This is a genomic window from Primorskyibacter sedentarius (assembly GCF_004342065.1).
GTDB classification, from domain to species: domain Bacteria; phylum Pseudomonadota; class Alphaproteobacteria; order Rhodobacterales; family Rhodobacteraceae; genus Primorskyibacter; species Primorskyibacter sedentarius.
This window is the reverse complement of record NZ_SLZU01000009.1, coordinates 49,040-62,482: the sequence shown is the minus strand read 5'-3', so window position 1 is coordinate 62,482 and position 13,443 is coordinate 49,040. Positions and strand designations below refer to the sequence as shown.

Sequence of the window (13,443 nt, the reverse complement as noted above, 5' to 3'; positions counted from 1 at the left end):
ATCAGGCGGATTTCAGCGCCGCACGCTCGCCCTTGGCCCAAGCACGCACGGCATCGCCAAAGGCGGTGAACAACGGCCGCGACACCGGATCATTCGCCGCGTCCCATTCGGGATGCCACTGCACAGACAGGGTAAATCCGGGCGCGCCCTTTATATAGGCGGCCTCCGGTGTGCCATCTGGCGCGACACCATCAATGGCAAAGCGCGCACCGGGTGTCTTGACTCCCTGCCCGTGCAGCGTGTTGGTCATTACCTCGGTCGCCCCCATCAGACGATGAAATGCCCCGCCTTCTGTGAACGTAACCTTGTGGCGCAGCGCGAATTTCTCTTCGATCGTTCCGTCGGGCGGCATGCGGTGGTTCATCCGGCCTGGCAGGTCCCGGATTTCGGGGTAAAGCGTTCCGCCCATCGCCACGTTCACCTCCTGGAACCCGCGACAGATGCCAAGAAACGGCTGCCCCGCCTCGACACAGGCGCGCACAAGCGGCAACGTAATGGCGTCGCGCGCCCGGTCAAACGCGCCATGTGCCTCGGTCGGCGCCTCGCCATATTCCTCGGGGTGGACGTTGGGACGCCCGCCAGTCAGCAAAAAGCCGTCGCAGGTCTGCATCAACTCGGCCACCGACACAAAGCGCGGATCGGCGGGGATCAAAAGAGGCATGCAGCGGGAAACCGAGGCCACCGCCTCGGAATTCATCGCACCGCCCGCATGGGCGGGATATTCGTCATTGATCAGGTGTTGGTTGCCGATGATGCCGACAATGGGTCGTGTCATGACGATGGCTATTCTCCGAATTCTTCACCCCCGCAATCTAGTCACCGTTCGGCCAAGAGAAAAGCCCGCATCCGGGTCTTTGCTGCAATCATGCACAGGATGGCGCCATAATGGCCCGCAAATTAGGCATCCCCCGCAGCTCAGGTGCCGCCCTAGCCAGATGGCGGGATAGCGCGCTCCGTACGCGCGGGGACGGTGGCCGTGATGGTTTTTTGACCATTCGCCAATCGGTGTCTAAGGTCTGCCAAATGCCAATACGGACATGCCCATGCTCACCAATTCCGATCTCGTCGAACTTACCGAATTCCGCCGCGCCCTGCACCAAAAGCCGGAGGTGTCAGGCGAAGAGGTCGAGACGGCGGGCACCGTCGTTTCGGCACTGCGCCAGCTGTCGCCCTCCCGTATCCTGACGGGCCTGGGCGGTCATGGCGTGGCCGCCCTGTTTGACAGTGGCAAGCCCGGTCCCACGGTCCTGTTTCGTGCTGAACTGGACGGGCTGCCCATCGAGGAGCTGTCGGATGCGCCCTGGCGGTCGCAAATCCCGGGAAAGGGTCATTTATGTGGGCATGATGGCCACATGACGATGCTGCTTGCCTTGGGCAGACTGCTTTCGCGCAAGCCCATTGCATCGGGCCGAGTTGTGCTGATGTTCCAGCCCGCCGAGGAAGATGGCAGCGGCGCACGTGCCGTCGTCGCCGACCCTGCTTTCGCGGAGATTGCCCCGGACTGGGCCTTTGCCATTCACAACGAACCGGGCCGGGCTTTCGGATATGTCTCCACCCGCGCCGGGCTGATCAATTGCGCCTCTCGCGGGCTTGCAATCAAGCTGTCGGGCAAGACCGCCCATGCCGCCAACCCCGAAGACGGCCTGTCGCCCGCCCGGACAGTATCCGACCTGATCCCGGCGCTGAGTGCGTTGGGCACGGGCGGCGCACTGGATGACACGTTCAGGCTGGCCACGGTGACCCATGCGCGCATCGGAGAGGCCACATTCGGCATCGCCCCGGGGGATGCGATTGTGCATGTGACGCTGCGCACGGCCCGGGACGAAGCGATGGAGGACATGGCGACAGAGGCGCGCTCCCTTGCCGAAGGGCTGGCGCAGCGCGACGGGCTGGCCGTGTCCTTCGAGGTCAGGGACGACTTCGCCGCATCGATCAATGACGCAGAGGCGACAGTGGTGGCCGTTGCGGCCATGAATGCCGTCGGTGTCGCGAACGGAGACGACGGCCTGCCCATGCGGGCCTCTGAAGATTTCGGCGTGTTTGGCTGGGGGGCGAAGGCCGCAATGCTCTGCCTCGGGCCCGGCGAGGATCACGCAGCCCTGCACAACCCCGATTACGACTTTCCCGACGACCTGATCCCGATTGGCGCCGCGATTTTCGACCGCATCGCCCGGGACCTGTTGGGATAGGGCTGAACGGAGCCACTACGCGCTGGTGCCCAAAAGGACCAAGCCCAAGGCACGACAATCGAGCAGCTTGACCTGCGATCGGCTCGCTTCACAGGCGAACCGCATGCAAGGAGGCGCCACATACCGGGCGCCTCCAATAAAGTCAGCGAGCGGCCTTCACCTCAAGCCTGCGCGCATGCAGGACCGGCTCTGTATAGCCCGACGGCTGCACGCGTCCCTTGAACACCAGATCACAGGCGGCCTGAAACGCGATACCGTCAAAGCCCGGCGCCATCGGACGGTAAGCGGGGTCGCCTTCATTCTGGCGGTCCACAACAGCGGCCATCTTTTCCATCGCGGCCTGCACCTGCTCTGCGCTGACAACGTCGTGATGCAGCCAGTTGGCGATGTGCTGGGCAGAGATACGACAGGTCGCGCGATCCTCCATCAGCGCCACATCGTGGATGTCAGGCACTTTTGAACAGCCCACCCCCTGATCGATCCAGCGCACCACATAGCCGAGGATACCTTGGGCGTTGTTTTCAACCTCTTGCAGGATCTGATCTTCGGACCACATGCGGTAGCTCGCCAGCGGAATGTCCAGGATCGTCTCCACATGGGCGCGCCGCCCGCCCGCCTTCAGCTTGTCCTGCACGGCAAAGACATCGACCTTGTGGTAGTGCAAGGCATGCAACGTGGCGGCGGTGGGTGATGGCACCCATGCGCAGTTTGCACCTGCTTTCGGATGTTCGATCTTCGTCTCAAGCATCGCGGCCATCGCGTCGGGCATGGCCCACATGCCCTTGCCGATCTGCGCCTTGCCCTGCAGCCCGCATTCCAGCCCGATATCGACATTCTGGTTTTCGTACCCGCCGATCCATGCCTTGCGCTTGATGAAATCCTTGCGGCTGAACGGCCCGGCCTCCATCGAGGTGTGGATCTCGTCCCCGGTGCGGTCAAGAAAGCCGGTATTGATGAAGGCCACGCGTTGGCGCGCGGCGCGGATGCATTCCTTGAGATTGACCGTGGTGCGGCGCTCTTCGTCCATGATGCCGATCTTGACGGTGTGTTGCGGCAGGCCGAGCACCTTTTCGACATGGCCGAAAATCTCGTTGGTAAAGGCCACTTCCTCGGGCCCGTGCATCTTGGGCTTGACGATGTAGACAGACCCTTGCTGCGAATTTCCACCCTCGCGTTTCAGATCATGCATCGCGATCAGCACGGTGATCATCGCATCCATCAGGCCTTCGAACACTTCGTTGCCATCGCGGTCAAGGATTGCCGGATTGGTCATCAGGTGGCCGACATTGCGCACCCAAAGAAGCGCGCGCCCCTTCACCGACAGCTCACTGCTATCCGGGGCGATGTAGCTGCGGTCGACATTCAGCGCGCGGGTCTGTTTCTTGCCGCCCTTGGAGAATGTCGCCTCCAGATCGCCCTTCATCAGCCCCAGCCAGTTGCCATAGGCCTGCGCCTTATCCTCTGCATCGACGCAGGCAACGGAATCCTCGCAATCCATGATCGCGGTTACGGCGGATTCCATCACCACATCGGCCAGCCCGGCCTGATCATGCGCACCGATGAAATGCGTACGGTCAAAGATCAGTTCGACATGCAGGCCGTTATTGCGCAAAAGCACGGCCTCGGGCGCTTTGGGATGGCCCCGATACCCGGCGAATTTCTCTGGCTGCGCCAGCGGCATTTCGTCGACGAGCAGCGCGCCGTCGCGCACGTGGTAGCGCCGCGCATCCGCATGAGAGCCGCCGTCGATGGGGAAAGCCTCATCAAGAAAGACGCGCGCCCGCGCAATCACGCGCGCGCCGCGGCCGCGCTCATATGGTCCTTTCGGGGCAGGGCTACCCATCGCATCCGTGCCGTAGAACGCATCATACAACGATCCCCAACGCGCATTCGCGGCGTTCAGGGCAAAGCGCGCATTGGTGATTGGCACCACCAGTTGCGGGCCGGGGACATGAGCGATTTCCGGGTCGACATTGGCGGTGTCGATCTCGAAATCCTCCCCCTCGGGCAGAAGATAGCCAATTTCCTCCAGAAACGCCTTGTAGGCGCGATGGCCATGTGGTGCGCCGCGCTTTTGAATATGCCAGTCGTCAATCCTGGCCTGCAGCGCTTCTCGCTTTTCCAGCAGGGCGCGGTTGCGCGGCCCCATCGTGTGGACAAGGTCGGAAAACCCCTTCCAGAAATTCTCTGGCAGCACATCGGTGCCCGGCAGTGCCTGCTCTTCAATAAAACGGTGCAGTACCTCGTCAACTTGCAGGTCATTGCGGCTGATGCGTTGCGTCATGAGAATCCCCTTTGTGGCATTGCGGGGCGCTCACACCACCGCGGCAATGCAGAACGACTAGGCCAAAAGTTTCCTATAGGCAACAAGCGCAACGCCTGTGCGCTTCACCGCGCTTGCACACGGGCAAATGCAGTTGAGGGGATGACCATTCTCGTGCGCGGCCGCTTATGCGGGACGTCCGGTCATTCAGACTGGACTTGCGTACCTGTGCGGCCATCAATCTGCGTCTCGGCGCCTTCGGGACCTTCGGCAGCGGCAAAAATCCAAGCCAGCCACCCCAATAGCAAAAGGGCCGCGACGCCCACTGCGATCGACATGCCACCAAGGGATGGGCGGTGGCGTTTTTCCTGGGTCTCGACATTCGTATTTGGGGCTGACATCGTGGTCTCCTGTTTTTGCGTCTCGAACACGTGGCCTGTGGGCCGCATTGGCGGGACAACACGAGCAGAGGCGCAAAGGTTCGCCGGAAAATCCAGAACTCACGGAGATGTGTGCATGAAAGACTCCTCCCCTCAGACAATCTATCTGAAGGATTACACCCCGCCCGCCTGGCTGGTAGAGGATGTGCATCTGACCTTCCGGCTTGCGCCAAGGGCCACTCGGGTAACCAGCCGCGTGCGGTTCGTGCCCAACCCGGAGGCGACGGCGCGCGAATTCTTCCTGCACGGTGAAGAGCTCAAACTGATCTCCTGCCATATCGACGGACGGTCCGTGACGCCCGAAGTAACCCCGGAGGGTCTGACCTGCGACGTCCCCGACGGCCCCTTCACATGGGAGGCCGAGGTCGAGATTTCGCCGGAAACCAACACCGCCCTTGAAGGGCTGTATATGTCGAGCGGCATGTATTGCACCCAATGCGAGGCCGAAAGTTTTCGCAAGATCACCTACTACCCCGACCGGCCCGACGTCATGGCGCCCTTCACCGTGCGTATCGAAAGCGACCTGCCGGTGATGCTGTCCAACGGCAACCCGGTGGCGCAGGGCCAGGGCTGGGCCGAATGGCACGATCCGTGGAAGAAGCCCAGTTACCTCTTCGCGCTGGTCGCGGGCAACCTGGTGAATCACCCCGACAGCTTCACCACCATGTCGGGCCGCGAGGTAGAGCTGAACATCTGGGTGCGTCCCGGTGATCTGCACAAATGCGCCTTCGGGATGGAGGCGCTGAAGAAGTCAATGAAATGGGACGAGGAAGTCTACGGTCGCGAATACGACCTCGACATCTTCAACATTGTTGCGGTCGATGATTTCAACATGGGAGCGATGGAGAACAAGGGGCTGAACATCTTCAATTCCTCTGCGGTTCTGGCCTCGCCCGAAACCTCGACGGATGCAAATTTCGAACGGATCGAGGCGATCATCGCGCATGAGTATTTTCACAACTGGACCGGCAACCGGATCACCTGCCGCGACTGGTTCCAACTGTGCCTGAAAGAGGGGCTGACGGTCTATCGCGACAGCCAGTTCACCTCAGACATGCGCTCTGCCCCGGTCAAGCGGATCTCGGATGTGATCGACCTGCGCGCGCGCCAATTTCCCGAGGATCAGGGGCCATTGTCCCACCCGGTGCGGCCCGAAAGCTTTCAGGAAATCAACAATTTCTACACTGCCACCGTCTATGAAAAAGGCGCCGAAGTCATCGGCATGCTGAAACGTCTGGTCGGGGATGAGGCCTATGCCCGCGCGCTCGACCTTTATTTTGAGCGCCACGATGGGGATGCGGCAACAATCGAGGACTGGCTGAAGGTCTTCGAAGATGTAACCGACAGGGACCTTACGCAGTTCAAACGCTGGTATTCGCAATCCGGCACGCCGCGGCTGAAGGTCACCGAGGAATGGACCCCCGCCGACGCGTCCCGGCCCCCGAGCCGGGACCTTGCAGCCAACCCGGAGGCCCCGGATCAAGTCCGGGGCGGGACCGGCACCTACACCCTGACTTTCGAACAGCACACACCGCCAACCCCGGGCCAGCGCGACAAGGCCCCACAGGTCCTGCCCATTGCGGTTGGGCTGCTTACCCCCAATGGCGATGAGGTCGTGCCGACCACCCTGCTGGAGATGACAGAAGCAAAGCAGAGCTTTTCCTTTGACGGCCTGACACGCAAACCCGTTCCCTCGCTTCTGCGCGGGTTTTCCGCCCCCGTGGTGCTGGAGCGCGAAGCCAGCCGCGAAGAGCGGCTGTTCCTGCTGGCACATGACACTGACAGTTTCACCCGTTGGGAAGCCTCGCGCGATCTTGCCCGCGCGTCGATGCTGGGTGCTTTGACCGACCCCAGCAAAGGACCTGACCGGACATGGCTCGAAGCGCTGCGCGGCGTTGTCCGCGACACCGAACTGGACCCGGCTTATCGCGCTTTGTTGCTGGCCCTTCCCGGCGAGAACGAGATGGCCCAGACCCTTCATGAACGCGGGATCACGCCCGACCCCGAGGCGATCCACAGCACCCGCCAAGCCCATCTTCAGGCGCGGGCAGAGCTTTGGCAGGCCAACCTGCCCATCCTGGCAGAGGAGGTGGCCGTCACCGCCCCATACCGCCCTGACGCGGAACAATCAGGCAAACGCGCCCTGGGCGCCGCCGTGCTGGACATGCAAAGCCGGATCGATTGGGGCAAGACCGCCGCCAGGCAATTTGAAACAGCGGACAACATGACCCAGCAATTATCCGCGCTGGCCTGTCTGATCCGTTATGACGCCAAGAACAGCGCGCGCTACATCCGGGATTTCTACGACCAATGGAAAGACGACCGGCTGGTCATCGACAAGTGGTTCATGCTGCAAGTCTCGGAGGCGACACCAGACCGGGCCGCTGAAGCCGCCGAAGGCCTGACGCAGCACCCGGATTTCGACCTCAAGAACCCCAACCGGTTCCGCGCCACGCTAGGTGCTCTGGCGATGAACCATGCCGGCTTTCACCGTGCCGACGGTGCGGGCTACGCGCTTCTGGCCGATTGGCTGATCCGCCTCGACACGCTCAACCCGCAGACCACGGCGCGGATGTGTTCCGTGTTCCAGGCATGGCGGCGGTATGACGCGGACCGGCAGGCGCTGATCCGCAGCAATCTGGAACGCATCGCCGCCAAGCCGGATCTGAGCCGCGATGTGGCCGAAATGGTGGGTCGCATCCTTGCCTGACAAAGCCTGTTGCGGGCGGGCCGGGGCCGCTTTGGCGCCTTGGCCCGCCTGAACAGTTGTCCCCCGTGATCCTTCAGGGCGTGACAGTTCGCGACCTTGACCTGCGCCCGCGGCGAGCCATATTTTTCCCGTGACGGGCGAGTGCTGCCCGCCAGTTACCCGCAACAGGCCGGTTCCCGCCCATTTGTGGCCGCTTCCCCGGCATGATCTTGAAAAAGTTACAAACGACCGCATTTTTGTCACCTTGATGTTGCACAACCGTGAGCAATTCAGGCCATGCAGGACCGGATAGACCCCCTGATCGAAGAACGCGCCCCGTGGCTTTTCAGCGGGCGGACATCGGCGCGTCCTGCGCGGGCGACCTTGAACTGGCTTCTCGATTACCATCGCACGCTTTCGCTGGCCGCAACCTTCCGCGATGCGACCAGTGCCGAGATCATGGCCGAAATGGGGCGCCTTCTGGCGCGCGATGTCAGTGTCAGCGGGCTTGAAAACATCCCGCGCAACGGGCCCGCCATGGTGGTGGCCAATCACCCGACCGGCATTGCCGACGGTATCATCCTGCACAGCGCGCTGTCGCAGATCCGGCCGGATGCTTACTACTTCGCCAACCACGACATTCTGCGGGTGCTCCCCCAGATGGCGGACATGATCGCCCCGGTGGAGTGGCGCCCGGAAAAGCGCAGCCACGGCAAGACGCGCGAGACCATGGCCTATACTCGCCGCGCCGTATCTGACGGCCGACTGGGCGTGATCTTTCCCTCCGGGCGGCTGGCAAAACGCACCGGTCTGCGACTGCACGAACGCCCGTGGATGCCATCGGCCGCAATGATCGCGCGCAAGTTCGACATTCCGGTCATCCCGGTGAACATCCGGGCCAGAAATTCTGCCATGTTCTACCTGTTCGACCTGATTCACCCGACATTGCGCGACATCACCCTGTTCCACGAAACGCTGAACAAGCATCGCCAGCCATTCCGCATCACCGTGGGCGAGAGCATCTCTGCCGCGGCCCTGCCCGCCCGGTCGGAGGAAGGCATCGCGCTGCTGCGCCGCGCCACGCTGGCACTTGGCGGCGCCCACGCACCGGATGTTTCCTTGGTTGACAGCACGCGCCGCCCCTCTTGGCTGCGATCATCCCGGATGACGACCGGCTGACGCCTCTGGCCTAGTGCGAAGCGAGATTCAAGGGGCGCAGAACCGGTCGCACTGGCGGGACGGATCTCTGGCAGTAGCTTTGCTTGCGCAGCCAAGACACCATGTCGTTGCGCTTTCTGGAACTGTGCAAAGGACCCCAGTCGGCGGCGACACCCCGCATCCCGCGTGAAATCACGCCGTCACGCCGCACCGTCCGTGTCATGATCCGAAGCCCGCAGGACAGGTTCATGGGGCCACTTTTCAGCGCGGCGCCAGTCTGCGCCTTACACCCATAGCCACGCGCAGTCGCAGGCAGGATCTGAAGCAGGCCATACCACCTGCCGCCACCACCAACCGCGTCGGGGCGATAGGTGCTTTCATGCTTGGCCAGAGCAGACAGGAACCCGACCCAAAAGGCCCGCCGATCCTGCAGGCTGGCGCGCGGATAGCCGGGACACCAATCCCCGACATCGGCGGGCACGGTTTCGGCCAACGGTTCGGCGTGGGAAGACAGCGCCGCCAGCGCGGCCCGTGACCACGTATCGCCCTTGCCCACATGGCCCCAGCGCGCATCGGGCAGGCGATCCAACCGGGGCTGCGGACGAAGAGAGCGCTGCGGCGCAAATACCGAGACCTCGGGGATCTTTGCCTCGCTCCTTGCGATCGGACGCGGCTGCGCCTTCCCCGGCAAGGGGGCGACGCTTTGGGCAAAGGCGCAAAGCGGCATCACAAGCAACAGGATGGTACAAAGACACCTGAACATCGGCGCAGAATGCCCAATGCCCGCCCCTCGCGCAAGCATTCTGAAACGGTGCGGAGAAGCCCCAAGGCCGCCCTCAGACCCGATGCGCAAGATGACGCCGACTGCGCACAGCACGACCGTCTTTGCCCGGTGACGCGCCGTGAATGCGTAGAGCCGGGGCAATTGCGGCCAGATGGCCCGCAATTTGCACGCCGGATGGCGGCACAATCGGGCACAGGCTCTTGCCCCTGTCGGGCCGCTGTCCTAGAACCCGCAGCGACCCTTCTGGAAGGATAAGATGATGCTGGACCTGAGCTATGAGACGCCCAAGCCCAAGGTGATTGCCGGGGCGAAACACGATTGGGAACTGGTGATCGGCCTTGAGGTCCACGCCCAGGTTGCCAGCAAGGCAAAGCTCTTTTCCGGCGCTTCGACGAAATTCGGCGCAGAGCCCAATTCCAACGTGGCCTTCGTGGATGCCGCCATGCCCGGCATGCTGCCCGTCATCAACGAGTTTTGCGTGGAGCAGGCCGTGCGCACGGGGCTTGGGCTCAAGGCGCAGATCAATCTGAAATCGGCGTTTGACCGCAAGAATTACTTCTACCCGGACCTGCCGCAAGGCTACCAGATCAGCCAGCTTTACCACCCCATCGTCGGCGAGGGCGAAGTGCTGGTGGATATGGAGCCCGGCATCGCGCGGCTCGTGCGGATTGAACGCATCCACATCGAACAGGACGCTGGCAAATCGATCCACGACATGGATCCGAACATGTCCTTCGTGGACCTCAACCGCACCGGCGTGGCCCTGATGGAAATTGTCAGCCGCCCCGACATTCGCGGCCCCGAAGAGGCCGCCGCCTATGTCACCAAGCTGCGCCAGATCCTGCGCTACCTTGGCACCTGTGACGGCAACATGCAGAACGGCAACCTGCGCGCGGATGTGAACGTCTCCATCTGCCTGCCTGGCCAGTACGAGAAGTACCAGGAGACCGGCGATTTCAGCCATCTCGGGACGCGGTGCGAGATCAAGAACATGAACTCCATGCGCTTCATTCAGGCGGCCATTGACTATGAGGCGCGTCGCCAGATCGCCATCGTCGAGGCCGGTGGGACGGTCGATCAGGAAACACGTCTGTACGATCCCGACAAGGGCGAAACCCGGTCGATGCGGTCCAAGGAAGAGGCGCATGATTATCGCTACTTCCCCGATCCCGACCTGCTGCCGTTGGAAATTGAACAGGCTTGGGTTGACGAGATCGCGGCCTCCTTGCCAGAGCTTCCCGACGCCAAGAAGGCCCGGTTCGTCACCGAATTCGGCCTGTCCGAATATGACGCCTCTGTGCTGACTGCCGATACGGCGAATGCCAGCTATTTCGAGGAAGTGGCCAACGGAACCGACGGCAAGCTGGCCGCCAACTGGGTCATCAACGAGCTCTTCGGGCGCCTCAAGAAGGAAGACCATTCCATCGAGGACAGCCCGGTCTCGCCCGCTCAGCTGGCAGGCATCATCAAGCTGATCCAGAAGGGCGACATTTCCGGCAAGATCGCCAAGGACCTGTTCGAAATCGTCTATACCGAAGGCGGCGACCCGGCCCGGATCGTCGAGGATCGCGGCATGAAGCAGGTCACCGACACCGGGGCCATCGAGGCGGCCGTGGACGAGATCATCGCCGCCAACCCTGCGCAGGTCGAAAAGGCCAAGGCGAACCCGAAGCTTGCCGGATGGTTTGTCGGTCAGGTGATGAAGGCCACGGGTGGCAAGGCGAACCCGAAAGCCGTGAACGAAATCGTGGCGGCAAAGCTCGGCCAATAGGCCTGGCAAAGCCCGCCTGCGCGCGTCACGAACCGTCGTTCGCACTGACAAAGGCGCAAGTAATCTGCATGCTCGACCCTGCCTTGGACGGTCAGGAAGGGCCAAATCCGTCGATTTTGTGCGTCTGCGGCCACAGATCGCGCCGGTCCTGCGCTGCACCGCTTGGGTCACTTGGCGGAAAGGTCCGTTATTGCTAGACTTTTGGCAACGCCAATGCGGAGCCAGCATGTCCAGGTTCGAATACAAGGTTGTCCCTGCCCCCTCTGACGTCACGGATCCACTGGATGGACGTGCCGATGAAGAGCGGCTTGCCTGCGCTTTGGAAAGCCTGATGAACCAACTGGGCGCGGATGGATGGCACTATCAGCGGATGGACGCCCTGCCCCTGAACCGCCATGCGGCCGCCAGCCGGTTTTGCGGTCTGATGGTTTTTCGCAGGCCCATGCGGGCCGAACGGGTCGCAAGAGCGCGTTCAGTGACGCCCTTCCTGCTGGAACAGAAGATGTTGGCAGTGGCAGGGACGCGCCACCCGGCTCCCCACCCTATGCCCGGAGCACAAGGCGATGAAATCCCCGTGGAAAAGGCGCGCGGCACGGCGCATGATGCGGCGCTTTCGGCGCGGCCTGAGACGCACATACCGGCGCGAGATCATGCGGCAGCGTCGCATCAAACGCCAGCGACGGCGCGCACGGTAGCGACAACGCCCCGGCGCGACCGGCCTGAAACAACGGGCGCAGTGCTATACCTGTCCAGCTACTCCAAGGCCCTGCCCCCGCTTGATCTGTCGCCGTGGAAGCACAAAGTGCCCGCCAAGCCGAAGGCCCGCCCTGCTGCGCCGCCCGGCCCTGTGGAGCCGTCACCTTCAAACCCGCTCTTTGGCAGCGGGAATTCGTGCACAAACAATGTCGGGACGCCCGGCGCGGCGCTTCGTATGCGGGCCGCGCAGATCCGCGCCCGCGAGGGCGACCTCGCCGCGGAATAGCTGATCAGCGTTTTCTAGCGTGAGCGCACGGGACGCCTCCCGCCGGTGCTGCGCGCCGCCGGATAAGTGTTGCACGATGCGGTGCATGTCGCCCGAAAGCATGAGCCTTCGCTTCACGGCACCCGGACTGTCATGGACCGCAATAAATTCCCGTACGGGTTGAAATGCTCGAAGACGCGCTTAGCTTTGCAAGTCCAGTGACAGCGCGTGAATCTTGGAGATCAAATCTTTGCCCAAGGCGTCATGCACCGCGCGGTGTCGGGCGATGCGGGACATCCCATCAAAGGTTTCCGTGCGCAACTTTACAGAGAAGTGACTTTCGCCCCCTTCTTGGTATCCCGCGTGCCCGCGATGCTTTTCACTGTCATCGATGACTTCAAGCTCTCGCGGTGAAAAAGCCTCTTCCAGCCTTTGGCGGATTTCTTCCGTTCTCGTCATTTTTTCAGGCCCTGCCCCCTACACACTGTCGCGGGATAGTCTAAACTTCACCGTCCGAGTCGAAAAGGTGTTCCTATGAGCAAACCAGATCCCTTCGGGTTTGATATGTCTGTATCATCCGCGAAGAAGAAAAACCCACGCGGACGGCGCGGCATGTCCGGCGCATCCGAAACCTCCACGCGACTGTGTGAGCATGAAGGGTGCGAGTTGCCGGGCAAGTTCCGTGCTCCGAAGGCGCCGGACGTGTTGGACGAGTACAAATGGTTCTGCAAGGACCATGTGCGCGAGTACAACCTCAAGTGGAACTTCTTCCAGGGCCAGACAGAGGCCGAGCTGAATGCCCAGATGTCCAAGGACAAGGTCTGGGAGCGTGAAACCAAGAGCTTTCAAGATCCCGAAGCGCGCGCATGGGCGCGGCTGGGTATCGAGGATCCGCATCAGGTTCTGGGCGACAACGCAACGCGCAACCCCGGCAAAGGGGTGACCGGCACGCGGAAGCTGCCCCCGACGGAACGTCGCGCCATCGAGATTCTGGAGGCACGCGACAGCTGGACAAAGGCCGAGGTGCGCAAGTCCTACAAGGCTTTGATCAAGGTGCTGCACCCGGACATGAATGGCGGCGACCGCAGCCAGGAAGAGCAGCTTCAGGAAGTGGTCTGGGCCTGGGACCAGATCAAGGAAAGCCGCAACTTCAAATAGCCGGAAACCCGTATGCTGCGCACGCAAAGT

At 62.3% G+C, this 13,443-nt stretch carries 11 protein-coding genes; 6 read left to right on the top strand and 5 right to left on the bottom strand.

All coding sequences use genetic code 11. From position 1 onward, the window contains the following. Position 1: 1 nt before the first annotated feature. Positions 2-775, bottom strand: a complete 774-nt coding sequence (locus EDD52_RS13110) for a gamma-glutamyl-gamma-aminobutyrate hydrolase family protein (RefSeq protein WP_132245667.1) — start codon at positions 773-775, stop codon at positions 2-4. Between the two features lie 268 nt (positions 776-1,043). On the opposite strand from EDD52_RS13110, the gene EDD52_RS13105 reads away from it, so the two are divergent. After that, positions 1,044-2,189 (top strand): amidohydrolase, encoded by a 1,146-nt coding sequence (locus tag EDD52_RS13105; RefSeq protein WP_132245665.1) that lies wholly within the window; start codon positions 1,044-1,046, stop codon positions 2,187-2,189. 142 nt (positions 2,190-2,331) lie between these two features. On the opposite strand, the gene EDD52_RS13100 is transcribed toward EDD52_RS13105, so the two are convergent. Both EDD52_RS13100 and EDD52_RS13095 read right to left on the bottom strand, forming a co-directional pair. Further along, positions 2,332-4,473, bottom strand: a complete 2,142-nt coding sequence (locus EDD52_RS13100; RefSeq protein ID WP_132245663.1) for a malate synthase G — start codon at positions 4,471-4,473, stop codon at positions 2,332-2,334. Between the two features lie 182 nt (positions 4,474-4,655). Then, positions 4,656-4,853, bottom strand: coding sequence for a hypothetical protein (locus EDD52_RS13095; RefSeq protein WP_132245661.1), 198 nt, complete (start codon positions 4,851-4,853; stop codon positions 4,656-4,658). 115 nt (positions 4,854-4,968) lie between these two features. On the opposite strand from EDD52_RS13095, the gene pepN reads away from it, so the two are divergent. Next, positions 4,969-7,602, top strand: a complete 2,634-nt coding sequence (pepN, locus tag EDD52_RS13090; RefSeq protein ID WP_132245659.1) for an aminopeptidase N — start codon at positions 4,969-4,971, stop codon at positions 7,600-7,602. Between the two features lie 276 nt (positions 7,603-7,878). Beyond that, positions 7,879-8,760, top strand: coding sequence for a lysophospholipid acyltransferase family protein (locus EDD52_RS13085; RefSeq protein ID WP_132245657.1), 882 nt, complete (start codon positions 7,879-7,881; stop codon positions 8,758-8,760). 10 nt (positions 8,761-8,770) lie between these two features. Here the strand turns inward: EDD52_RS13085 and EDD52_RS13080 are convergent, their stop codons facing one another. Next, positions 8,771-9,502 carry a transglycosylase SLT domain-containing protein gene (locus EDD52_RS13080; RefSeq protein WP_132245655.1) on the bottom strand — a complete coding sequence of 244 codons (732 nt, stop codon included), beginning with the start codon at positions 9,500-9,502 and terminating at the stop codon, positions 8,771-8,773. A gap of 280 nt (positions 9,503-9,782) precedes the next feature. On the opposite strand from EDD52_RS13080, the gene gatB reads away from it, so the two are divergent. Beyond that, the gene (gatB, locus tag EDD52_RS13075) at positions 9,783-11,294 is read left to right on the top strand and encodes an Asp-tRNA(Asn)/Glu-tRNA(Gln) amidotransferase subunit GatB (RefSeq protein WP_132245653.1); all 1,512 of its coding nucleotides are present in this window, start codon (positions 9,783-9,785) and stop codon (positions 11,292-11,294) included. A gap of 226 nt (positions 11,295-11,520) precedes the next feature. Then, the gene (locus tag EDD52_RS13070; protein WP_132245651.1) at positions 11,521-12,276 is read left to right on the top strand and encodes a hypothetical protein; all 756 of its coding nucleotides are present in this window, start codon (positions 11,521-11,523) and stop codon (positions 12,274-12,276) included. A gap of 180 nt (positions 12,277-12,456) precedes the next feature. Here EDD52_RS13070 and EDD52_RS13065 read toward each other — a convergent pair whose 3' ends face one another. Continuing rightward, positions 12,457-12,714, bottom strand: coding sequence for a BolA family protein (locus tag EDD52_RS13065; RefSeq protein ID WP_132245649.1), 258 nt, complete (start codon positions 12,712-12,714; stop codon positions 12,457-12,459). Positions 12,715-12,789: 75 nt separating this feature from the next. Between EDD52_RS13065 and EDD52_RS13060 the strand changes: the two genes are divergently transcribed. Further along, entirely contained in the window at positions 12,790-13,413 is a 624-nt protein-coding gene (locus EDD52_RS13060; protein WP_132245648.1) for a J domain-containing protein, read from the top strand. Positions 13,414-13,443: the final 30 nt, after the last annotated feature.

What these genes read in the sequence shown, in the direction of transcription:
- EDD52_RS13110 (WP_132245667.1), bottom strand. Translation starts at nt 775, where the DNA reads ATGACACGACCCATTGTCGGCATCATCGGCAACCAACACCTGATCAAT.
- EDD52_RS13105 (WP_132245665.1), top strand. Translation starts at nt 1,044, where the DNA reads ATGCTCACCAATTCCGATCTCGTCGAACTTACCGAATTCCGCCGCGCC.
- EDD52_RS13100 (WP_132245663.1), bottom strand. Translation starts at nt 4,473, where the DNA reads ATGACGCAACGCATCAGCCGCAATGACCTGCAAGTTGACGAGGTACTG.
- EDD52_RS13095 (WP_132245661.1), bottom strand. Translation starts at nt 4,853, where the DNA reads ATGTCAGCCCCAAATACGAATGTCGAGACCCAGGAAAAACGCCACCGC.
- pepN (WP_132245659.1), top strand. Translation starts at nt 4,969, where the DNA reads ATGAAAGACTCCTCCCCTCAGACAATCTATCTGAAGGATTACACCCCG.
- EDD52_RS13085 (WP_132245657.1), top strand. Translation starts at nt 7,879, where the DNA reads ATGCAGGACCGGATAGACCCCCTGATCGAAGAACGCGCCCCGTGGCTT.
- EDD52_RS13080 (WP_132245655.1), bottom strand. Translation starts at nt 9,502, where the DNA reads ATGTTCAGGTGTCTTTGTACCATCCTGTTGCTTGTGATGCCGCTTTGC.
- gatB (WP_132245653.1), top strand. Translation starts at nt 9,783, where the DNA reads ATGCTGGACCTGAGCTATGAGACGCCCAAGCCCAAGGTGATTGCCGGG.
- EDD52_RS13070 (WP_132245651.1), top strand. Translation starts at nt 11,521, where the DNA reads ATGTCCAGGTTCGAATACAAGGTTGTCCCTGCCCCCTCTGACGTCACG.
- EDD52_RS13065 (WP_132245649.1), bottom strand. Translation starts at nt 12,714, where the DNA reads ATGACGAGAACGGAAGAAATCCGCCAAAGGCTGGAAGAGGCTTTTTCA.
- EDD52_RS13060 (WP_132245648.1), top strand. Translation starts at nt 12,790, where the DNA reads ATGAGCAAACCAGATCCCTTCGGGTTTGATATGTCTGTATCATCCGCG.